This window comes from Shewanella sp. 553, from assembly GCF_059338375.1.
Genome location: NZ_CM181701.1, coordinates 2770257 through 2793213 on the forward strand (window position 1 = coordinate 2770257; position 22957 = coordinate 2793213).

The 22957-nt window shown below is 47.8% G+C and carries 17 protein-coding genes; 10 read left to right on the plus strand and 7 right to left on the minus strand.

Annotated elements, in window-relative coordinates:
* Positions 1 to 134 precede the first annotated feature (134 nt).
* Both AC5YBZ_RS12290 and AC5YBZ_RS12295 read left to right on the plus strand, forming a co-directional pair.
* Complete coding sequence (locus AC5YBZ_RS12290; RefSeq protein WP_494521228.1) at positions 135 to 1412, plus strand: YjiH family protein; 1278 nt, start codon at positions 135 to 137, stop codon at positions 1410 to 1412.
* Positions 1413 to 1746: 334 nt separating this feature from the next.
* Positions 1747 to 2151, plus strand: coding sequence for a CBS domain-containing protein (locus tag AC5YBZ_RS12295; RefSeq protein WP_494521227.1), 405 nt, complete (start codon positions 1747 to 1749; stop codon positions 2149 to 2151).
* Between the two features lie 108 nt (positions 2152 to 2259).
* Here AC5YBZ_RS12295 and AC5YBZ_RS12300 read toward each other — a convergent pair whose 3' ends face one another.
* Positions 2260 to 3618, minus strand: coding sequence for an NCS2 family permease (locus AC5YBZ_RS12300; protein ID WP_494542965.1), 1359 nt, complete (start codon positions 3616 to 3618; stop codon positions 2260 to 2262).
* A gap of 521 nt (positions 3619 to 4139) precedes the next feature.
* On the opposite strand from AC5YBZ_RS12300, the gene torE reads away from it, so the two are divergent.
* From torE to torD, 4 genes are read left to right on the plus strand one after another with little or no spacing between them, the layout of a single operon-like run.
* On the plus strand, positions 4140 to 4310 hold the full coding sequence (gene torE, locus AC5YBZ_RS12305) for a trimethylamine N-oxide reductase system protein TorE (protein WP_494521225.1): 171 nt from the start codon (positions 4140 to 4142) through the stop codon (positions 4308 to 4310).
* Positions 4311 to 4349: 39 nt separating this feature from the next.
* Entirely contained in the window at positions 4350 to 5528 is a 1179-nt protein-coding gene (torC, locus tag AC5YBZ_RS12310; RefSeq protein WP_494521224.1) for a pentaheme c-type cytochrome TorC, read from the plus strand.
* Positions 5529 to 5541: 13 nt separating this feature from the next.
* The gene (gene torA / locus AC5YBZ_RS12315; protein ID WP_494542966.1) at positions 5542 to 8028 is read left to right on the plus strand and encodes a trimethylamine-N-oxide reductase TorA; all 2487 of its coding nucleotides are present in this window, start codon (positions 5542 to 5544) and stop codon (positions 8026 to 8028) included.
* A 28-nt stretch (positions 8029 to 8056) separates the two neighbouring features.
* Positions 8057 to 8707 carry a molecular chaperone TorD gene (torD, locus tag AC5YBZ_RS12320; protein WP_494521222.1) on the plus strand — a complete coding sequence of 217 codons (651 nt, stop codon included), beginning with the start codon at positions 8057 to 8059 and terminating at the stop codon, positions 8705 to 8707.
* Between the two features lie 56 nt (positions 8708 to 8763).
* Here torD and AC5YBZ_RS12325 read toward each other — a convergent pair whose 3' ends face one another.
* On the minus strand, positions 8764 to 9987 hold the full coding sequence (locus tag AC5YBZ_RS12325; RefSeq protein WP_494523773.1) for a DEAD/DEAH box helicase: 1224 nt from the start codon (positions 9985 to 9987) through the stop codon (positions 8764 to 8766).
* Positions 9988 to 10135: 148 nt separating this feature from the next.
* Positions 10136 to 13135 carry a TMAO reductase system sensor histidine kinase/response regulator TorS gene (torS, locus tag AC5YBZ_RS12330; protein WP_494521220.1) on the minus strand — a complete coding sequence of 1000 codons (3000 nt, stop codon included), beginning with the start codon at positions 13133 to 13135 and terminating at the stop codon, positions 10136 to 10138.
* 99 nt (positions 13136 to 13234) lie between these two features.
* Here torS and torT point away from each other — a divergent pair, with 99 nt between their 5' ends.
* A complete protein-coding gene (torT, locus tag AC5YBZ_RS12335; RefSeq protein ID WP_494542967.1) occupies positions 13235 to 14323 on the plus strand; it encodes a TMAO reductase system periplasmic protein TorT in 1089 nt (362 codons plus the stop codon).
* Here torT and torR read toward each other — a convergent pair.
* Positions 14320 to 15030 carry a two-component system response regulator TorR gene (gene torR / locus AC5YBZ_RS12340; protein ID WP_494521598.1) on the minus strand — a complete coding sequence of 237 codons (711 nt, stop codon included), beginning with the start codon at positions 15028 to 15030 and terminating at the stop codon, positions 14320 to 14322. The two genes, torT and torR, sit on opposite strands and share 4 nt — an antisense overlap.
* A 354-nt stretch (positions 15031 to 15384) precedes the next feature.
* On the opposite strand from torR, the gene AC5YBZ_RS12345 reads away from it, so the two are divergent.
* Entirely contained in the window at positions 15385 to 15753 is a 369-nt protein-coding gene (locus AC5YBZ_RS12345) for a PilZ domain-containing protein (RefSeq protein WP_494521219.1), read from the plus strand.
* Positions 15754 to 16000: 247 nt separating this feature from the next.
* Positions 16001 to 16486, plus strand: a complete 486-nt coding sequence (locus AC5YBZ_RS12350) for a mechanosensitive ion channel family protein (protein WP_494523774.1) — start codon at positions 16001 to 16003, stop codon at positions 16484 to 16486.
* Positions 16487 to 16733: 247 nt separating this feature from the next.
* Here the strand turns inward: AC5YBZ_RS12350 and radA are convergent, their stop codons facing one another.
* Positions 16734 to 18107, minus strand: a complete 1374-nt coding sequence (gene radA / locus AC5YBZ_RS12355) for a DNA repair protein RadA (protein ID WP_494521217.1) — start codon at positions 18105 to 18107, stop codon at positions 16734 to 16736.
* Positions 18108 to 18305: 198 nt separating this feature from the next.
* Between radA and AC5YBZ_RS12360 the strand changes: the two genes are divergently transcribed.
* Positions 18306 to 20708: a PilZ domain-containing protein gene (locus AC5YBZ_RS12360; protein WP_494521216.1), complete on the plus strand. Its 2403-nt coding sequence runs from the start codon at positions 18306 to 18308 to the stop codon at positions 20706 to 20708.
* Positions 20709 to 20719: 11 nt separating this feature from the next.
* On the opposite strand, the gene AC5YBZ_RS12365 is transcribed toward AC5YBZ_RS12360, so the two are convergent.
* Positions 20720 to 21658, minus strand: a complete 939-nt coding sequence (locus tag AC5YBZ_RS12365) for an alpha/beta fold hydrolase (protein WP_494523775.1) — start codon at positions 21656 to 21658, stop codon at positions 20720 to 20722.
* A 268-nt stretch (positions 21659 to 21926) separates the two neighbouring features.
* The gene (gene serB / locus AC5YBZ_RS12370) at positions 21927 to 22913 is read right to left on the minus strand and encodes a phosphoserine phosphatase SerB (RefSeq protein WP_494542968.1); all 987 of its coding nucleotides are present in this window, start codon (positions 22911 to 22913) and stop codon (positions 21927 to 21929) included.
* Positions 22914 to 22957: the final 44 nt, after the last annotated feature.

Consider the following 22957-nt stretch of genomic DNA (forward strand, 5'->3'; position numbering starts at 1 on the left):
GGATTTAATTCTTATTTCTTGCCGTTGTACAGACAGCGTAATTTAAGGCAAAAAAAGTGGCTATAAAACAAAAAACTAACATAAAAACGTTACTTACATTTCTCATCCCTTCGCTGATCGGCTTATTACTGTTTATGACACCGATTAGCTATCAAGATGCGATCACCATCCCCATCGCTATCGTATCAAAAGGATTACAAAGCTTATTAGGCGATGCACTAACCGCCATAGTGACCTTTATAGTGGTCATTACCGCTATCGCGACCATTATCTGCAAATTACTCAAGCCTAACGCTTTAAAGCAGCATCACTTTATCAATGCATTGCTTGACGTAAACCCAATGTGGGCAATCGTTCGCATCATTGGTGCGGTCTTCATTGTATTGACTTATATGGGCATAGGCCCCGAAGCGATACATTCGGGTAATACCGGCGCTTTGGTCCTCAACGACCTACTGCCCGTGCTATTTTGCGTATTTATTTTTGCCGGTATGTTATTGCCATTACTGCTTAACTTCGGCTTGCTAGAACTATTTGGCACCTTGTTAACCAAAATTATGCGCCCAGTATTTAACTTGCCAGGTCGCAGCGCCATTGATTGCATGGCCTCTTGGCTTGGCGACGGCAGCGTTGGCATATTGATGACCAGTAAACAATATGAAGCCCGCCTTTATACTCAGCGAGAAGCGGCTGTGATAGGGACTACCTTTTCGGCGGTTTCAATCACCTTCTCATTGGTGGTGATTTCGCAGGTTAAATTGGAGCACCTGTTTGCACCATTTTACTTAACCGTCTGTTTAGCAGGTGTGGTTGCAGCGATTATCGTGCCTAAGTTACCGCCACTGTGCTGGAAAAAAGATCTCTACATCGACGACACACCACGTCACCCAGACGATGAAGTCGTGCCGCACGGCAAGGGCGTGTTTGCTTGGAGCTTTGAGCAAGCAATGAACAAAGCGGCGCATGCACAAGGCGTGTCGCACACCTTAAAAGATGGCCTCAAAAATGTCATCGATATGGTATTTGGCGTGATCCCGGTCGTCATGGCTATCGGCACCATCGCATTGATGATCGCCGAATACACGCCGCTATTTAACTACCTTGGCATGCCATTCATCCCACTACTTGAGTTACTGCAAATTCCTGAAGCCACTGAGGCCTCAAAAACCATCGTAGTGGGTTTTGCGGATATGTTTATCCCCTCGATTTTGGCCAGTACTATCGAATCAGATATGACTCGCTTTATTATTGCCGCCCTGTCGGTCACCCAGCTTATCTATATGAGTGAAGTGGGCGCCTTGCTGATAGGCAGTAAGATCCCGGTCAATATTGTCGAGTTATTTGTAGTGTTTATTTTAAGAACCCTAGTGACCCTGCCTGTTATCGCGGGTGCCGCGCATCTGATTTTCTAATACATTCGACACATAAAACCTAACATCAGCCTAGGATCGCCTAGGCTGATGTCCCCTTCACCTCGATAACACGCCTCAATTTGGGCCCTGCCGTCATAGTTAAGAAACACCATGCAATGGCTAGTCTCTCAATCTGTTAACACTCTTTATCTGCCTAACGCCAACAGACTAAGGCTCAGTGTGACTGACTCATCTCCTGTTGGTGAATGACGCACAGCAACACTTGCCGCAGGTTATATCACGGTAGTAAGCCTTTGCATATTTCAGCAAAATCGTTGATTTGTTGAACGGTTAATTGTCTGTTATAAATAACATCAACATGAGGGAGTAGACTATGAGCGTCACCGTTGCCGATATTATGAGTACCCGAGTCGCCACTATCGACATGGATGACCGTCTTACCGTAGTCAAAGAGATTTTTGACAGTGCGCCGTTTCATCATCTATTGGTGATTGAAAACGATAAACTACAAGGGGTGTTATCTGAGCGAGATTACCTGCGCACATTAAGCCCCCATATTGGCGCCATCAACGCAACCGAACGTGATGCTGAAACCCTGCAGCGACGCGCACACCAAGTGATGACGCGCAACCCTATCACCACCACAACAGATTGCTCCTTACAAGCGGCGGCTCATTTGTTGTTGCAACATAATATTGGCTCACTGCCAGTATTATCTCAGGATAAGATTGTCGGCATCGTCACCTGGAAAGATCTGCTGCGCGCTTACAGCCAATAAAAAAAGACGAAAGGATATTTCGTCTTTTGGGGTCCTTTTTATGCGCTGCGCTGAGGGGCAATTCAGCTACAGCAACAAATTTAGGCAGGTTATGATATGGATAAGCGCTTAAATTGCCCAGCCACCGAGATAGAAAACCGCCAGACCGATAGTGATCGCTAACACACCCGGCTTGATGGCACGCCATTCGCCGCTGCACAGTCTGCCTATCACTAAGGTGACAAAGCCCAACATGATCCCTGTGACAATGTTACAGCTTAAAATGATAAACACTGCGCAAGTTAGTCCAGCCATAGCATCGACTTTATCGTTAAAATCAAGCTTGGTCACATTGCTCAACATCAACAATCCGACATACATTAGCGCAGGCGCTGTGGCGTAAGCAGGCACTAAATAACTCAGTGGTGCCAAGAACATCATCAGTAAAAATAGCACACCGACAATGGTCGCTGTCAGGCCAGTTTTACCACCAGCGGCGGTCCCTGCAGCCGACTCGATATACACAGCAGCGGGCGCGCCGCCCACAGCACCAGCAAAGATGCTGCTCACAGAGTCAGAGGTGAGCGCCTTACCACCACCAACAATATTATCGTCTTTATCGAGTAATTCGGCTTGACCCGCCACCGCACGGATAGTGCCTGTGGCATCAAAAATCGCTGTCATCACTAACGCGAGTACGATAGGTAATACTAAGGGGTTTAACGCCCCCATTATATCGAGCTGACCGATCAACGATTGTTCAGACATCAGATCCGGCAAAGCAAACAAGCCTTGATAGGTCACCGAAGGGTCAAACATAAGGCCAAATAGCGACAGCGCGATAATCACCAACAAAATGCCACCTGGCACACCACGGCGCTCAAGGCCAATGGTCGCCGCCAAGCCAATAACGGTCGCAAGCACAGGTAAGCTATGGATATCGCCCAACTTCACCGGTAAACCCGCATCGTTAGCGACGATAAGCTGCACACTGTTAGTGGCAATAAGCAAAAGGAATAAGCCGATACCGATACCCGTACCGTGGGCAATCCCTTTAGGCAGGTTGGTTAGTACCCACTGACGAATCCCCGTCACGCTCACTAACGTAAACACTATCCCCATTAAAAAGATGGCGCCTAACGTGACCGGAATCGAGATCCCTTGGCCTAATACCATGCTAAACGCGGTAAAAGCGGTTAATGAGATGGCACAGCCAATCGCCATTGGCAGGTTAGCCCACAGCCCCATTAACAACGAACCAAAAGCGGCGATTAAACAGGTCGCAATAAATACTGCGCCAGCATCAAAGCCAGCGGTACCAAGCATATTAGGCACCACTATGACCGAGTAAACCATGGCCAAGAAGGTGGTAAACCCGGCAATCACTTCTTGTTTTATGCTACTGCCACGGGCAGAAATAGTAAAAAAACGATCCAACATCGAACTTGTAGGTACAGCAGGGGTATCGAGAGTCTGTTCAGACTTCATAATTATTTACCTTTATTGTGCGCTTAGTTTGACAAGGTTATGGCAGTGAGGATCCCGTTCAACACTATCGGATTAAAGAACCACAGAGTACTTATGATGTACCTTATTGTGCGCGGCATAATGAGGGAACAAAAATGCAGCACCTAGCGAAGCTCGGCATAATCGAGCGCCAACACAACCTTGATTGGCGCGAATTTTACAGGAAATCTGGCGCGATAAACTAGCGCAAATTAACAAATCAGCAGATATTTATCACATAGGCCAAGGCTTCCTGTACCTGTTGTGATTAAAGCAGCTTCTGCACACCTGATCGTAGCGATTTTTTAGATGCACATGTCAATTTAATCCATTTAAAACCAGATGATTAACAGTAACAGTGGGCAATTGCTGTGATGTTCAAAATTAATTTTCATATTTTTTCATAAGTTGTCGATGTTCATTCATCCCAAGTGTGACAGCCGTTAACAACCCTCCTCTAATATTGTAGCCATAGACAAAGATCACCACTAAGAGAGCAGATCATGGCAGAGCAAGAGTTAGCGACTAAACCCAGTCAGGTGAAATCCAAAGAACTTAAGGCGCTGGGCTTCATCATTTTTTTACTGTTTCCCATTTTAACGGTCAGCGGCATAGGGGCTTATGGCTTTGTCATTTGGATGATCCAAGCGTTCGGCGGCGTCGTCTCACACTAAGTTAAATAATTACCTGATCTATTTTTTAAGGATGCTGTTATGAAGTGGTTTATTACTATCTGGCGTACGCTCAACAAGCCCGCCAAGTACCTCACCTTAGGTACCATCAGTTTATCTGCCTTTCTCATGGGCATTATTTTCTGGGGTGGTTTTAACACCGCACTGGAAATGACCAATACCGAAGCCTTTTGCATTAGCTGTCACAGCATGGAAAGTAAGCCTTACCAAGAGCTGCAACAAACGGTGCACTGGTCAAATCACTCAGGGGTGCGCGCCACCTGCCCTGACTGCCATGTACCACACAACTGGACGCGTAAAATTGCCCGTAAAATGGAAGCCTCTCACGATGTCTGGGGTTGGTTACTGCAAACGGTCAACACAGATGAAAAATTTGAAGCTAAGCGACTTGAAATGGCCAGCCGCGAATGGAAACGATTCGATCGCGATGACTCGCTAGCCTGTAAAAATTGCCACGACTATGCCTCAATGAAATGGGAAAGCATGTCAAAACTGGCGCAAAAACAGATGAAACGCGCAGCCGAAATGGATCAAAGCTGTGTCGATTGCCATAAAGGTATTGCTCACAAACTACCTGATATGGGCACCTCACGTGCACCTGAACTCATCGCCCAAGTGGGCTCTGGCGAAAGCAGCCTACAAGTGGGTGACACCTACTTCACCGCACTGACTAAACCACTCTATTTTAATGGCACCACAGATGTCGAAGCCGGCACATTGAATATCGCCACTAAAGTGACCGTACTCGAAACCCAAGGCGATCGCGTTAAAGTCGGCATCGACGGCTGGCGTAAGAAAGTGGGCGCGGGACGGGTGATCTACTTCGATTTTGGTCTCAATATCTTGTCGGCGCAACTGTCAAAAGAAGCCGCACTGGAAGAAGGCGTCATGGAGGTGTTCGAGCAGAAAGAAGATCCGATGACAGGGCTGCAATGGCAACGAGTCGAAGCCAAGATTTGGACCGAAAAAGATTTCCTCGTCAAAGATTTACAACCCCTGTGGGACTACGCACGTGAGACCTACTCCACCAGTTGTAGCGTCTGTCATACCCAACCAGACGAAGCGCATTTCGATGCCAACACTTGGCCAGGCATGTTCCAAGGCATGATAGCGTTCGTCAACATGGACCAAGACACTCAAGCGTTAGTACAAAAATACTTGCAAGAACATTCATCTACTTTCGATAAGTCGGCGCACTAAAAAGGATATCAACATGAACAGAAGAGATTTTCTTAAGGGCCTTGCAGCCACCTCTTATGTGACCCTCAGTGGTGCGTCAGTATTGGCCCCCCTTAATGCCCTCGCCAACACAGGCGCCAATGATGGCTGGTTAACAACCGGGTCGCACTTTGGTGCATTTAAGATGAAGCGTAAAAATGGCGTTATCGATCAGGTGATCCCATTTGACCGAGACCAATATCCAACCGATATGATTAACGGTATTAAAGGCTTGGTCTACAATCCATCTCGGGTTCGTTACCCTATGGTGCGCTTAGACTTTTTGCTTAACGGCCACAAGAGTGACACCAGCCAACGTGGTGATTTTCGCTTTGTACGTGTGACCTGGGATAAGGCCTTATCACTGTTTAAAGATTCACTCGATGAAGTGCAAACCAAATATGGTCCCTCAGGCCTACACGCTGGCCAAACGGGCTGGCGCGCCACAGGCCAACTGCACTCTTGTACCAGCCATATGCAACGCGCTGTGGGTATGCACGGTAACTTCATCAAAAAAATCGGTGACTACTCAACCGGAGCCGGTCAAACCATCATGCCTTATGTGCTCGGTTCGACCGAGGTTTATGCACAGGGCACCTCATGGGAGCTGATCTTACAAGAATCCAACACCATTATTTTATGGTCAAATGATCCCTATAAAAATCTGCAAGTGGGTTGGAACGCCGAGACTCATGAGTCATTTGCTTACCTTGCGCAACTTAAAGAAAAAGTGAAACAAGGCAAGATCCGAGTGATCAGCATAGATCCTGTGGTCACCAAAACCCAAAAATACTTGGGTTGTGAGCAGTTATATGTCAATCCGCAAACCGATGTCGCCTTAATGCTGGGTATCGCCCATGAGATGGTGAGCCAAAACCTGCATGATAAACAGTTTATCGAAGGCTATAGCTTAGGCTTCGATCAATTCCTCCCCTACCTTATGGGTGAGTCAGACGGCGTAGCGAAAACCCCCGAGTGGGCCAGTAAGATCACCGGCGTTAGCCAGGAGATCATCCGCGATCTGGCTAAAGTGATGACTGCGGGGCGCACCCAAATTATGATGGGTTGGTGTATTCAACGCCAACAACATGGCGAGCAACCCTATTGGATGGCCGCCGTACTCGCCACCATGATAGGCCAAATTGGCTTACCGGGCGGAGGTATCAGCTATGGTCATCACTATTCGGGTATTGGTGTGCCCTCATCGGGTGCCGCGGCGCCGGGCGCGTTTCCGCGTAACCTAGATGAAGGCCAAAAGCCGTTATTTGATAACAATGACTTTAAGGGCGCCAGTAGCACTATCCCGGTAGCACGTTGGATTGATGCCATTTTAGAGCCTGGGAAAACCATTGAAGCTAATGGTTCTAAGGTTACCTATCCAGACATTAAGATGATGGTATTTTCCGGTAATAACCCTTGGAATCACCACCAAGATCGTAACCGCATGAAACGTGCATTTCACAAACTCGAATGTGTCGTCACCATAGATACTAACTGGACAGCCACTTGCCGCTTCTCTGATATCGTGCTGCCAGCCTGTACTACCTTTGAGCGCAACGATCTAGATGTGTACGGCAGTTATGCTAATCGCGGGGTCTTGGCGATGCAAAAGATGGTTGAGCCATTGTATGAAAGCTTGTCAGATTTTGAAATTTTCACCCGCTTTGCCACTCTGATAGGCAAAGGTGAACAGTATACTCGCGGCATGAGTGAATTTGACTGGCTCAAAAAGCTGTATAACGACTGTAAGGCCGATAACGATGGTAGTTTTGCCATGCCTGACTTTGACACCTTCTGGAAGCAAGCTTATGTCCACTTTGGCGAGGGCGAACCGTGGACACGTCACGCTGACTTTAGAGACGATCCTGAAATCAATCCACTGGGTACACCTTCGGGCTTAATTGAAATATTCAGTCGTAAAATAGCGCAATATAATTACGATGATTGCCCCGGTCACCCCACCTGGATAGAAAAATCAGAGCGCAGCCATGGCGGCCCTGGTTCGGATAAACACCCGATTTGGCTGCAATCATGCCACCCTGACCATCGCTTACATTCGCAGATGTGTGAGTCAGAGCAATACCGAGAAACCTATACGGTTCAGGGTCGTGAGCCAGTGTTTATCAATCCACTCGATGCCAAGCAGCGCGGCATTAACGATGGCGATATTGTGCGGGTATTTAACGGCCGAGGTCAGTTACTGGCTGGTGCGGTGGTGTCTAACCGCTTCCCTCAAGGGGTGGTGCGTATCCAAGAAGGTGCCTGGTATGGCCCGGTCGGTAAAGATGGTAGCAAGCAAGGCGGCAACGAAATTGGCGCATTGTGCAGCTATGGTGACCCCAATACCTTGACCCTCGATATCGGTACCTCAAAATTGGCCCAAGCCTGCTCGGCCTACACCTGTTTGGTCGAATTTGAGCGCTACCAAGGTAAAGTGCCTGAGGTCAGCTCGTTTAGTGGCCCTATCGAAACGGCAATTTAAGACAATGGCCAACGCCAAGGAGACAGCAATGAATAACAGCAACGCACAGGACAATAACGTTAATCAGGGCAGAGCCATGGTCTATCGCTTACTGTCGGCATTATTTGCTAAAGAGGTCGACCAGCCACTATTGCATGAACTGACCAGTGCGCAGGCGCAAGCCTTCTTGGCACAGCTGGCAAGCGATCCACTGTTGGGCGCCGATGTGGCTAAGATCAACGCGGTATTGTTAGGTTTAACCACAGATAAAGCCCTACTGGAACTGGCTGCGGACTATTGCGGCCTGTTTTTGGTCGGCACTAAACATAGCGCCAGCCCATACGCTAGCCTGTATATGGCCAATGATAAGCAAGACGATGATGACGTACTGCTGTTTGGCGAGCAACATCAACAGATGCTCGACCATTTAGAACAGAGTCAGTTACAGGTTCAGAGTGAATTCCCTGAGCCTGCAGATCATCTGGCGGTGATCTTAGCCTATGTTGCCCATCAGGCTGAACGAGCCGATAGCACCACACAACAGGCGTTTATCAACAATTACCTTAATAGTTGGTTAAAGACGTTTAGCGACAAAGTGAGCCAGTGCGATAATGGTCAGTTTTATACCGCATTGGCCCATTTAACCACCCATTGGGTCAAGGTTGATTGTGAAACGCTAGCCGCATCACAATCGCATTAAATCAGCACAACACGAAAAAAAGCGCCGCTTCTGCGGCGCTTTTTTATAGGTACTGTTCAGCCGCGACCACGGCGTTTAGCGCGGCGTTTCTGCGCCGACTTCCCCTGCTTACCCGCCAACGGCGCCATTTTAGTCAGATCGGGCTCAAACCCTGGCAACCACTGCTGCGGCAAACGCTTGTCTAATAGGGCTTCGACCTCTTCGAGCAGTAAGGCATCCTCCTCCTCGCTATACAGGGTAATAGCCACTCCTTTTTGTCCGGCTCGCCCAGTACGGCCAATGCGATGCACATAATCTTGCGCCGCAAACGGTAACTCATAATTAACCACATGATCGAGCGAGGCAATGTCGATACCACGAGCGGCCACATCGGTCGCCACCAACACATTAATATCGCCAGCCTTAAATGCTTGCAACACTTGCTCTCGCCCGCCTTGCGACAATGAACCATGAAGTGCCCTAGCCATGATACCCGCATCAATTAAGCGCTGAGCTAACTTATCGGCAGCGATCTTTTTACGACTAAACACCAAAACCCGCTGCCACTGACCTTGACGAATAAGATGGCTGAGTAGAGCGAACTTATTATCACTATCGACCGCATAAACCCGTTGTTCTATGTCGCGCGCCGCACTATGAGGGGCGTCGACCTCGATACGTTGGGGGCTGCGCAGCAGATTGCGACTAAAGCTCAGCACACTATCGTCAAGGGTTGCTGAAAATAACAAGGTCTGGCGAGTGCTTGGCAGCTGCGCCATCACGGCGTTTATCTCATCCATAAAGCCCATATCCAACATGCGGTCAGCTTCATCAAACACCAGGTATGAGACCGCGTCCACACTCAATCCGCCGCGGCGTAGGTGGTCGAGTAACCGTCCTGGGGTTGCAACTAACAGGTCAACACCTTGATGTAATTGGCTTTGCTGAGCATCGATACTGACACCACCATACACAACGGCGCTGCGCAATGACGTCATCTGCGCAAGGGCTTGTACACTCGCTTGCACCTGCAGCGCCAGCTCGCGTGTTGGGACTAAAATGAGCGCCTTAATCGCCACGGGTGAGTGACTCCCGTCATCCTGCTGCGCCAGCAGCTGTTGCAATATCGGCAACACAAATGCGGCGGTTTTACCTGTGCCCGTTTGCGCCGAGGCGAGTATGTCTTGCTGCGCTAAAATGGCCGGGATGGCGGCGGCCTGAATCGCCGTTGGCTGAGCAAAGCCTAAGAGTGTCAGCGCGCGGAGTAATGATGGATGTAAATCTAACTGAGCAAATTGCATTCAAATCAACCTGTTGCTTGCAGATACAAGCGTAAAAACAATAAGTAACGAGTAAGAGACAATCAATAAGCGTCAAGTTTACCAGATTTACGCCCGCTGTAAGCCACCTCTCCCGTTAAGGCTGCTGCAACGCTGGCACTGTGTTTCATTACGCCTCTTTATCCAACTCAGCGGTCATGGCAGCTAACGAGGCTAGCCATAAGGCTTCTAGCTGTTGATACTGCTCAAGAGTCAAAGCAGTTCCCGCAGCCAGTTGCGCTTCGAGTAATTGGCACCGCTGCATCAACGCCAACATGCCCATGCTCGCGCTGCTGCCCTTTAACCCATGCAGCCATTTAGCGGCGTCTTCGGGTAACACGCTCAAGCGGGCAAGCTGCTCGCGGCTCGAGCTTTGAAACAAGGTAAACATCTCAACTAGGGTGGCTTTACCTATATATTGCCTATCTTCATCTAGCTGGCGCTGATTGAGTAACGGGTGCGGCAGGGTTGCATCCCCTGCTATTACCTCACTATCTTGCTGCCCGTCAGTTTGTATAACAACCTCATCAGGCGTGTGTGGTGTATCTTTAACTGCAACCACACCAATCCAACTCATCAAGGCTTGCATATTGAGCGGTTTAGCCAATACCACATCGAAACCCGCTTGCTGATAACTGACAACATCCTCGCTTTGGATCTGCGCCGTAAATGCCGCAAACGTTACCGATGATATGTTGGTGTCATTGTCAGGTTTCAATTGCCTCAGTAGTTCAAATCCCGAACCATCACCTAGCTGAATATCAAGCATAACGGCATCGAAACCACGCGCGTCAGCATAATAGCAATTGAGCGCTTGTGCACAGCTGGTCGCCAGTACGGCCTCATGCCCTAAATGGGCTAAAAAGCCTTGCGCCACCATGGCATTAACCTTGTTGTCCTCAACGACAAGCACTCGCTGCTTTAACACGGTTTTGATGATTTCGCCGCTGGCCTCAACCGCCGGCTCACAGTTAATAAATGGCACACTAAAACCAAATACACTGCCTTTATCTTGCTCGCTTTGCACCCATAATGTGGTGTGCTCGCTCGCGGCGTGTTCGCTTGCGCCTTGATTCATCACCTCCACCAGCTCTTTACTGATGGCTAACCCTAGCCCGGTTCCGCGCGAGCGACCTTGATTTGGCAAGTCACTATACACTTTAAAAAGTTGTGCTTTCCCCTCATCACTGATGCCAACGCCAGTATCGGCCACCTCAAAATAGAGCCGATTTTCCTGTGCGCGGACTCGTAAGATGATCCCACCCTCGGGAGTGAACTTGATGGCATTGCCCAATAAGTTAAACAACACTTGGCGCAGTTTAGGCCCATCAAGCAACGTCCAATCAGGCACATTGTCACTCTCGAGCCTGAGAGCTAAACCAGATAATCCGGCGCCGGCTAACATAATGGCCACGATATCGTCGAGCAGCGCAGGCAAGGCGACCGGACGCGGTTCATTATTAAACTGACCTTGCTCTAAACGTGAAAAATCCAAAATATCATTTAATACCGTTTGCAGCAGCGTGCCGCTGTATTGCGACAAGGCCAACATCTGTTTTTGCGCCGTGGGCAGCGGTGATTGTCCCAGCAAGGTTAAAGTGCCTAATAATCCATTGAGCGGCGTGCGAATTTCATGGCTCATCGTGGCTAAGAATAGCGATTTGGCTTTACTGGCTTCCTCGGCTATCACCCTTGCCGCGCTATGCCCTTTGGCCTCGGCATCGAGCTGGCGGTTCGCCTCGGCGAGCTGCTGAGTTCTAGCTTGAATGGTCTTTTCCAGCGAGGCTTTATGCTGAATAAGCTCAGCTTGCAGCTTCTGATTATGCCGCGTCTTTTGCTTAAACACTTCGATAGCGGATGCCATGGCGGTGAGTTCGTCATCACCGTGTGGGTCTAACGCGACCGAGGTATCACCGCGACTGAGGCGAGACAGCGCATAGGTCGCCTCATTTAAACGCAGCGCAATACCACGGTAAATCACCCGATAGACCACCAGCAGCATTAAGATCAACATCAATAAGCCCGTACTCCATAACCCGGCTTTAGCCCAAGACAGTTGCTGTAAAAATTGCTGCCGCGCCTCGGCGGCTTTAGCCTGCTGTGCCTGCATGGCCTCGTCAACCGCACTATTTAACTGCGCCAGTTTTTCCGTCAAATTGAATAGCTGCTGATTTTGCTGCGCTAATACTTGACCATAGTTTTGCTGCAACGCGAGCCCTTGGCTCACACCGCGTAAAATGGTTAACTCTTTATCTAGTTCCACGGCGCGCCTAGGATCGCGTATCAACCCCTTTAAGAGCTCCAGCGGCATCATATTTATCTGCGTGAATGGCAACATCTGCGCCGAATCCGCCAGTGTTATAGGCTCAACTTGATACACTTTACGCGTTGTAGGCACCAGATTGGACATGCTGGTCAGCACCTTATTTAAGCCTAGTTGCTGCTCGGGTGACTGAAGTAACTGTCCCACCAGAGCGATATGATGCACTAAGGCTAAGGCACGATTAAGTCGTTCTTGAATATCGAGATCTTGCTCTATTATGGTATCAAGCAGGTGTGCCGTTTGTAACTCCCCCACGACTTGTGGATAGGCCAAACTTAGCTTGGCCAATACCGCCGAGTCCACAATGGCCAGCTCAGCCTCTAGCAGCTCAATGGCACGGCTGGCGGCGTCTGTTAGTGCTTGCCCCTGCTCACTTAGTTTTTTAGCCAAAATTAAACGCTCACCCACTTGACGGCCTAATTGCGATAAATCACGTAAAATGTCGCCCGCGGCAAGCTCTAAAAGGCGATCGTCTTCGACATTTAACGTCTTTAAGCGCGCAATAGCCCCCAGTAAGTTACTGCCTTCTAATGATAACTTTCGACCTAAAAATGCTCGCTGCGTTTCCTCTTCAACCTGCTTTAAACCTTGAGCGTTATCCAGTAAGGCATTGGAAGACTGCATTAATTGGCGCGCAGCTTCGGAGGCTGGTAATGCCTCTTCATAGAGGTATTGGTCAGCCTCTTTAACCCAATAAAGCGATACACTGCCTAGGGTAACGAGCAATAATAACAGCAAACCTAGTAGGCTAAACGCAACCATTAAACGGCCAACTAAGCTTTTGCTTGATAACGATAACGCGCCCACAACACTCCTCAAACTGTTACACTACAATGATAAACGTTACGCCATGGCGTAGATAGCTACGGCGACCATGAGCTATTCTCTATCGATGAGCATTACCTTATGAGCAGCCTAACAAAAACCTTACTTCATCTCATATTAATGTTGATATGGTTAAGTTATTCGGCAACTGCGGCCAATCATAGGCCATGGATACTCGAACAGCGCAGTCCCTTTAATGCCAAGCTGCAACAGACAAGCATTCTTGAACACACCGCTTTATTATCGTCTAAAAAACCTTGGCGCGTCTGTGTGTTAGTGCCGCACCTTAAAGATGCCTATTGGATAGGCATAGATTATGGACTCGTCACCCAAGCCACACAACTGGGTATCGAACTCGAATTATTTGAAGCGGGTAGTTATTACGATAAAGACCGCCAATTGGCACAACTTGAACACTGCATGCAATCCCCTTTCGACGCCGTATTACTGGGTAGTGTCGATCCGCTATTGCTGCGAGGTTACCAAGGACCGGTCAATAAGCCGATTATTGCGCTCGTCAATCGCCTCGACAGTGAGTTGGTAACCACTCGCATAGGGGTCAACTGGTATCAGATGGGCTGGACTGGCGGCGACTATATCCGGCAATTGTTGACCAAAGCCCCATCGAAGACCAACATACGTTTGGCACTGCTCACAGGCCCCGAAAAAGTGGGCGGCACCACTTGGGTAGAGCAAGGCGTTATTGACGCTCTAGCCGATAGCCCAGTGACCATATCATCGAATCGCCATGCCGATAATAATCGCAATTTATACCGAGACCAACTGCATCATTTACTCAAAGACCATATGCCTGACTTTATTCTAGGCAGCGCGGTGGCCATTGAAGCGGCGATAGGCGCATTGCAACAGCAACAACTCGATACCAAGGTCACTCTAGTCAGCAGCTACCTATCGCCCGCGATCCTTAGAGGGCTTTATCGACACAAAGTGGCTTTTAGCGCCGATGATCAGGTGGTATTACAGGGAAAACTCGCCATCGATATAGTGGTGCGAGAACTACAAGGCGCCGCAGCCTTTGGTGATATCGGTCCTAAAATTATCGGTTTACACCAAGAGGTACCCTCAGCTAATCAACTGCGTCACAGTTTGGCCCCTGCCGACTTTTATCCCATCTATCGGGTTACAGCGCTGAAGCACGTCGACAACTAGTTGTCGACTTTGGCAGAGAACAGATACCCTTCACCATGGACAGTCACAAACAACTCTGGATGCAGTTTATTGCGCAGCCGACGAATAATGACATCTATGGTCCTGTCATTCACATCTTGATTACGATGGCTGGTTTGCTGCATCAAGCGCTCGCGCGATAGCACTTGCTGAGGGTGTAACGAAAACGCAACTAATAGCTCAAACTCGGCTTTAGTGAGTTTGATGATCTCATCGCCGCACTTTAATTTACGACTGTTGAGTTCTAAGGTGTAGCCCTCGAACTCCATCACATCATCTTTACACTCTAACTGGGCAATGGTCTCTTGCTGGGCTTTTTTAACTAATGACATACGCCAAAGCAGGTTTTTGACTCGTACCAGTAGTTCACGTAACTCAAAGGGCTTGGTCACATAATCATCGGCCCCCATTTCGAGGCCGATGATCTTGTCAATGGCTTCATCACGCCCGGTCACTAAGATGATCCCCACATCGGAGCGACTTCTGAGCTCGCGCGCTAAACTCAAGCCATCAACACCGGGAAGGTTAATGTCTAACATAACTAAATCAACATGTTGACTCGAAAATTGCTGCCACATCTGCTCGCCATCTTCAGCCTCAATCACCCGATAGCCCTCTTTCTCAAAATAGCCTTTTAACCGAGCACGAATGACCGCCTCGTCATCAACCACCAGCACTGTATTAATCATAAGAGAATGAGCCATTTGCCCGCCCTAAATCGGTTTATCGCCTGATAACGACATTATTCATAATTTTTCATATATGCATATAAGCATATTAGTAATATTGTAAAACTGCGAACCTAAGCAAGAAGCGTTTTGAATCCCCTCAGGCAATACACTGTCGTTAATATCGACATGCCCCACAAAATGCGCCTAACCTAAGCGTTGACTAAATCAACTAAACAGCGTTGACTAAATCAACTAAACAAATGAAAAATATCGATATAAAACAAGATTTTTACAGCTAGCCCATGTTAGCTTATGCTTAGTTAGTAGGCTAAAGCCAGCCAGTGCAATGTTTAAGGCAGTTAAGGACAGATAATGAATGAACGACGCCAATTTTCGCGGATCTTATATGAAGCGAAAGCAACACTCACTCAGGGACAGACCACCTGGCCAACCACAATCCATGATCTCAGCCTCAATGGCGCTCTTGTAGAACAACCAGACGGGTTGTCGCTGAACGACCAGCCACTGCAATTAAGCTTTACCTTAGGCGACTCAGATATGGTGGTGTCGATGGAAACCCAATTGAGCCATCGACAAGATGATCTCCTGGGGTTGTCTTGCCTGTTTATCGACCTCGACAGCATCAGTCACTTACGGCGAATGTTAGAACTTAACTTGGGGGATGCTGAACTACTCAATCGTGAACTTAAACTGTTTGTTAAAGTGCACGAGCAAACTTAAATCGTGAGTAGCAGCCTCAGGTGAATGCCTTAGCCCAGTTGAAGGGTACAAAAACATAAGTGTTCAGCCCATAATTAAAGTGAGTGATTGAGTGAGTGAGCTCCGTAAGGCGCCTTGGCAATTCGCTATTGAGTGATAATACAAGATTAAAAATCACTTTAGTGTTTTGCTTAAGCCATTTACACTGTGCATTAGGGTTACTTCGCCAGCATTAGCTGGCATTATTTTAATAAAATGAGCAGATTAAATGAGCCAACAGATCATCTTCGCCCTCCTGGTTTTTGCCGCATTTTTTGTATTAAGTCTAGCCATTGATAAGCTACTAAAAAAAATCGAGACTCGGTTCGATTCGACCGCGTCTGAATCGTTTCGATTAATCTCTAACTCGCAAAAAGCCATGTTACTTTTTATTGGTAGCATATTAGCCCTGTCAAAGATGGGCTTTGATGTAGGCGCGTTAGTGGCAGGCTTAGGATTAACAGGCTTTGCGCTTGGCTTCGCCTTAAAAGATGCGATATCAAACTTAGTCGCCGGGATAATGATAGTACTTTATAAACCCATAAGAATGGGCAATACCATTGAGGTAACGGGCTCTAAAGGTACAGTGATTGACTTGAACTTACGTTATATCACCATTAAAGGAGATGGGGTGACTCACTTAATTCCTAATTCGCTGATTTTAAGTAATAAGTTGTCGATTATTGAGCCGCAAGCCAGCTGCGAATCTAAATAGCCTCTCTCTGAATAGCCATAGCCAAAGTAGCCCTGTAGTGACGATTATCACATCGACGTCACTACACTGCTGGAATTCACCCTCTTGCGAGCTCAGCCCAGTTATCGAGCTCAGTTTCAATTAGGACTAGCTTATCCGGTAACTGCGCATCACTTTGATGTCACGCGCAATCACTTAAGCGACTCGCCCCCTCTTTGCCTAGGATAATCTGCAAATCAATTGATATAAGCAGTTATGTGATAAACCACTAGTTAATCAACTCAAGCAATTCATGAATGGTTTTTATCGGGTGGATCTTAGCTCCTAAACCTTCCATCGACTTATGGTAATTTCGAAACGGAATATAGATCTCGGTAAACCCATGTTGCACCGCCTCTTTCACCCGTGGAACACCACTGTCAATGGGACGAACATCGCCATTGAGGCTCAACTCACCCATGATGCAGGTGGTTCTGGGCACCACAAAATCATTTAAGCTGCTCAGCAAGGCGGCTACCAGCGCTAAATCGATACAGGTTTCTGACTCATCGATTTTTAATCCGCCGACGAGATTAAAGTAGGTATCATGAAAAATCTTAGTGCGAGTATGCTTACGCAATATGCCGGTGAGCATCTTAATGCGGTTCATATTCAAACCGACACACACCCGCTGGGGGAATTCGCCCTCTGTTTCTGTCGTTAAACATTGTATCTCTAACAACAAGTTACGATTACCCTTGCGGATACAGGTAATGGCAGCGCCCGGCGAGTCGGTCGTGGAGCCCGACAGAAAGATTTCGCTGGGATTATCCACGCTTATCATACCGCGCTCGGTCATCTTAAAAATACCCACGGTATCGACATCACCAAAACGGTTTTTATTGGCCCTGAGGGTACGTACCTGCCCATCATTGCACTCTAAATGGGTTAGACAGTCGACAATGTGGATCAGGGTTTGCGGCCCTGCCGTTTCATTGTTTTTATTCACATGTGCCACCAAAAACATGGTGACGTTATTTTGCTTACAATACTGTGTCAGCGCCTGAGCACTACTTTTGACTTGCGAGGGCGAGCCTGGACTGCCATTGGCTAAGTCGGTCACCACCGCCTGAATAGAGTCGATCACCGCAAACTTTACTTGCTTGGCCTCAAGCTCGGCAATAATCGACTCAACACTGGTTTCAGCCATCAGGTATAAGTTATCTTCATTGCAGTTTAACTTGAGACGATTAACCCGGTTTTTAAACTGCGACAGCGACTCTTCTGCTGTGCAGTAGAGTGACGGCATAAACTGCGACATACGTGACACCAGATCGGACAATATGGTGGTTTTACCCGCACCAGGATCGCCTGAAATGATATTCACTGAGCCCGTGGTTAGGCCGCCACATAACACTCGGTCAAGTTCTCCGATGCCGGTGAGCATTTTTTTGGCTTCAAACTCCTCCACTTCACTGAGTTTTTTCGAGCCACCGCCCACCGCACCGGCGTAACCCGATACCGACGTTTTAGCCGATTTACTTGGAGCTAATCGCACCTCGGTAATGGTATTCCACTCTTGGCAGGCACTGCATTGCCCCTGCCAACGGGGAAAGTCTTGCCCACACTCGTTACACACATACGCTGTTTTATTCTTAGCCATAATCAATTCTAATGTCGTATTTCGATATAAATCGGTCGCACTGGCCGACCCTAATGCCTTACACTGTTTCAATAATCATCAGTGCTCGCGCCAAAAGTTTTGTTGTTAATAAACAGAAGACTATCAAGTTTTTCGACTAATTGCCGATACCATATTAGCCGTCACTGAATCATTTCGTACTCTAAAAAGATACCGCCGATGAGTTTTGAGCAACACAACGCATTAATCGAACAATTAAAACCTTTACTCATGGAAGCTAATTTCAATGAGCTGTTCGATAATTTGACCGCGCAAGAGTCGAACTCTACGCGTTTCTTACTCAAGATGGAACTCAAACGATTAGCCTCATTATGCACCCGCATCATCGATTTAAGAGACAAGTCAGAATTACCCTGTGAGCTGTTTATCTGCGGCGAACAGAGCCACTATATCGACACCCCAGCCAAAAACAATTTTATCCAAGCGCTAGCTCTGTATCAGGGCCATTATACCCTTGGCGTCTATGAGCAGGTAATGAGCGCACACAAATTAAGACGCCAAAAATCTCGTCATAGAGTCGAGAAAGAGGTGGTATTAACCCCTTATATTGCTACTGGAGCAGTATTAGGCAGTTATTTTAGCCGCAGCGAAGAGCGCATGAACTACTCTATGCGCATCGGGGTCATTCAAGCGCCCTTAAGCGAGTTAAGCGGCATTACTGTGGATCTCTCCGTGGGTGGCGCCCGGATCCGATTACCGCTAGATCATGGGCTCAATACAGATAAACCACTGCGAGTAAAACTATTAGAACTCAGTGACGAGTACTATTTTCAAGATTTACAGCAAGGGGTTGACTATCAAGTGGTCGATGTCGAGAGTAATCACGAATACAGTTGGTTACGCCTTAAGCGTATCAGTGGTAGCGATGCCCTTTCCGAGATGCTCAGCAAGCTGATCCACAGCTATAAATTTCGCTACAAGGTCGATATCAACGATATTTGGGTGGCCGCCAATGGGCTTGGGTTTGAGCGACACTACTTACCGCATTTACCACACCTACCCTTATATGTTGAGCGCCACTGCGGGCAATATAGAGTCACCCATAAATTACTCAGTCGTGACAACCAGCGCTTACATCACTTCTTTATCGATGAAAAAGAGATTAGCCAGCTGTCGGGTATGCTGACACCATCACGGCTTAATGCTTTGATTGCTCAGCCCGATAATGAAGCTCATGCACTGTTTTTTTGCTTTACCTTTCAAACTCAAGGCAATATCTTTTTTTACTCAGCTACTTTAGCTGAGCTGCTAGAGCAAGATCTACTGGGGCTATTTATTCACTTTGGCGCGAGCAAATCCAGTTGGCGTATTTTTAAGATCGTCAGTCACGAAGTCGATCATCAAACTTCTTATAAATCGAGTATTTTACCTGGTGATAGCAGCCATTATTCAGCGCTAACTGAGGCACAACTTAAGCGTTTTAGCCATGTGTTACAGCTGATCGATTTAACCAATGAAAAGATGCTAGCACGTTACCGTCAGTGGCAACCTCAGGGACGAGAAGTCAATCAACTCAAGCCCTTTGGCCAACAGAAAATCACCGAAAACCAGATTAAGCTCTTATCGCTACAATTTACCGAAAGGCGCAATGAAGCGCGGTTTTCGTTTAAAACTCAGGTCGCCATTACCCAAGGTCAACTATCGGTATCCGGCTTTACCTTAGACATTTCGGGTAAAGGCTTACAGGTTAACTTAAATGATCCCACCGACTTTGATAGCAGTGAACCCTTGCTATTAAGCTTTCCCAAGTTACAACCTCTGGCAGGTAAAGCCAATTTGTCACAACTACCATACCGATTAATTCGTACCCGTAAAAATGGCATCACTCTGCATTTAGCGGCCATAATCGGTCACACTCAACATGTCGGCGTTGCCTTTTTAAACCGATTAATCGAAACCAATCGCGATAAACTTAAAAAGTTAACTGAAGCCAATGGTGACATGAAAGAGTTATCCGACGGGTTAAAAAACTTACTCATGCGCAAATTAGCGTCGGTGCCTTATTTTATCGAAAAAACTCAAAAATCAGCCATGCTAAATGTGCTTGGTGTAAGTAAACATACTAATGAAATTGCCGATTTGTTTGCCGCCACCACGCAACAATCGCTGCAATATGATCTGGCCAGCTTACTGGATAACGGCCGTCTTAAACGTGATTTAATCGATCCCTTACGCCAAATGAAGCCCCAAGATGGCTTGGATTTTTTTGAAGTATTCGTGCAAGTGTCAAGACAATCGCAGGGGCGAATAAAGCTCAAGTGCGTTACTGCCGCTGAGATAGGCGATGAGACGGCTCAAATTCATTTTATCCGCCAAAGCCATAACTTAGGTAAGTTTATGGCACTGCGGATCTATCGAGGCGCGACAGCAAAACCAGATCTAACTTACATTAAGCGCGAACTGGAACACATTAGCGTGCACGCACATCACAAGGCCACGCAGATAGAACAATTGATGTGGCGGATCATCGGCGTCGGTGAGTTTCTCGATATTACCGCCGAAGTGTTACTACGCTACCCTAACCACTATCATGAGCTGACTCGCCCCTTAAAACACTCATAGCCTAGAATGCCTTAACGACAAGGCTTATCAACGCCATTGGCACGCTGATACCAGCTCAGCACCTGCAAAAAGTGATCACCGCGGGCATCTTTGTGGGTGAGCATGTCAGCATGGCCATAATCATGCCGATAGCCGTTGGCTTTAGATAACAAAGTATAGTTAACATCATGACAGTGACATTCGGCGATCATCCGCTGCACATCGGCAGGATTGCCCAATACTGCATCGCCCAAACCAGCAATAAACCAGGCTTTTGGCCAACCTTTGCAAGACCCTAACTGCTTAGCCGCTCTCGCATAATTAAAGCCATCATCATGATCTATCCACTCACCTTGCACCCAATCGATACTTTGTGCTAGCGACGCCTTACTCTCGTTATCCATCCCCATGCGCCAACGATCCGCGGCCAGATACCCATGGCCTTTAGCGATGGCAGGTGCAAGGGTATTCCACGCCACATCGACCATCAACCACTTCTTAAATGAGCGAACTTTGATAGCACGCTTACTACCAAAAGTGAGTAATGAGGCCACACTGTGCTGAAAAAAATCGAAACGGGCAATCGCGCTAGCCATTAATACTCCGCCCCACGAATGACCACACCAATGCACTTTGCCCGCATCTGGATGCTGAGACAAAATATAATGCTGCACTAAGGGTAACTGTTCACGGATCACCTCACCTTGACCATGGTTAGCACCTGCGGCGAGCTTGGGTGTACTTAAGCCTCTGCCCAAAGTGTCCAGCACATACACCACAAACCCAGCTTGAGCTAAATACCCCCCTAATCCTTTGCCGCTATCGCTGTAGAACACCCGTCCATTCGACATAGCGCCATGGAGCATCAATATGGGTGGCTTACGCATATCGGCATCGGCTCGTTTAAGCTGCCTAAGGTGTAATTGACCTTGACGATAGGGAATATAAAGTGATTGCTGTATAAGTTTCAAAATGGCATCAACTAAAAATAAATTTAAACTAAACTACTGACAAATAAGATATAAAACAAGAGCATTAAGGGTCACAATACTGCGGGGACTCGATAAGTAAACACCTGTTTAAAAAAATCAACTTATAGATCAGTCAATAAATCTCTGATTAAAACGGTGAGCTTGCAATAAATAATGTGAGCGCTAACCAACAATTCCAGCGTTTATCAGCATGTTGGAGGAATGATAGGGACGATACTCAGTCGCAGCGCCCCGGTCTTATTCACTATTACTCGCTAAGATCGAGCAACATATAGGGTAAAACACGCAAATCTAAATGCGCTATAGCGGCATCGGCGGCAAGACGTAATTTAGGTTTGGCATGAAATGCGATGCCAAAGTCGGCCATTTGCACCATAGGAATGTCGTTGGCACCGTCACCAATGGCGCAGCGCTGACCTACAGTGATACCCCACTCCTCGGCGCAGCGCACTACTGTATCGGCCTTAAACTGAGCATCGACTACCGTGCCGCGCACCTCACCTTTAAGGGTACCAGACTCAATGACCAACTCATTAGCGTAAGCGGCATCTAACGCAAGTAAGTCTTTCAGGTGGCCAACAAAGGGGGTAAAGCCCCCAGAGGCTAACACCAAACGCCATTGGCGCGCTTGCAACAGGGTAATCATGGCTTCAAGACCGGGCATCAGAGGCAGCGCCGTGCATAACTTATCTATAATGCTGGCATCGGCTCCGGCGAGCTGGCTGACGCGAGCGCGTAAGCTTTGCTCGAAATCAAGCTCGCCCAACATGGCTCGCTCGGTCACCTCTGCCACCGCCGCACCGACCCCCGCCATCTTGGCCAGCTCATCGATACATTCGATTTCAATGGCGGTGGAATCCATGTCCATCACCAATAAACCGGGGAGATCTAATCTAACTGGCTGCTCAGGCATCTCAATCACCTCAAGCTTAGGCAAGGCGGATAAGAGAGCACGCTGCAATTCAGTTAAGGGCGAGTTTAAACCCAGCTCAACACACCAAAGCCCTAACGGACGCAGGATCGTCGCCATACTGACGAGTGAAGTCAGCTCCATAAGGTTATCGGTGAGCTGCGCCTCAAGGGCTACGGCGTCATAAACCAAACGAACTCGATGAGTATCATCAGGGACTTCAGCCTCGCTATGGCGGACAAACCGTTTGCCTTGATATTCAAACTGATCGCTGGTCTCTTCATATAGCCACGAAAACAGTGAATTTTGGTGCTGACTTTCCATTGGTATCGCATCTCCGGCTATCGGGTTTAACCATAATCAATTAT